The 580-nt window shown below is 66.2% G+C and carries 2 protein-coding genes; both read right to left on the minus strand.

The window, feature by feature from the left end:
- On the minus strand, positions 1-346 hold a 346-nt coding region (locus ROR02_RS16510), incomplete at its 3' end, for a hypothetical protein (protein ID WP_147165124.1).
- A gap of 12 nt (positions 347-358) precedes the next feature.
- The coding region (locus ROR02_RS16755) for a hypothetical protein (RefSeq protein WP_170245174.1) at positions 359-580 on the minus strand (222 nt) is incomplete at its 5' end.

The following is a 580-nucleotide window of genomic DNA, read 5'->3' on the forward strand; positions in this document are numbered from 1 at the left end:
GCAGCGAGTTTCCCGTGATCGCCGCGCTCAGCGCCGCGCCGTAAGCGTCCAAAATCGGCCGCGCGATCCAGGCGTGATCCATCAACGCGCTGGCCTCGTCGGAGTCCAAGGCGATGGGGCCGCCGTCGTCGTAAACCAGCCCCCACGACACGACCAGCGCACGCACCAGGGCGGCGTTGGACAAACGCCCGGCCGCGTTATCCTCCAGCAGCGCCTCGAAGCGCGCGAGCTCGACCACCCGGCACGTCACCGCCAGCGCGCCGGCCTCGGTGGCGCCCGGCGCCCAGACCTGGGCGGTCACGTCAAAAGTAAATCCGCCACGCGGAACCGAAAAAAGTACCGCCATCCTGGTAACTCCTTACAAAAACCGAATACAAACCTCGTTATCCCCGCCTCCCGTCTGCGGGCGCGCGGTAAAGGGGAGGCTCATCATCACGTCCTCGTTGTCGTCACGGGTGCTGGGCTTGTTGATCTGGGCGTTGAAGATGCACACCTCGCACCGCTCGCCCACCCGGGTGCCGCGCGTGGCGGTCAGGCGCGTGTAGTCGTCGATCTTGTCCCAGGGATTGAGGTCGGCCAA

The organism is Pararhodospirillum oryzae (assembly GCF_007992075.1).
In the GTDB taxonomy this organism is placed as follows: Bacteria; Pseudomonadota; Alphaproteobacteria; order Rhodospirillales; family Rhodospirillaceae; genus Pararhodospirillum; species Pararhodospirillum oryzae.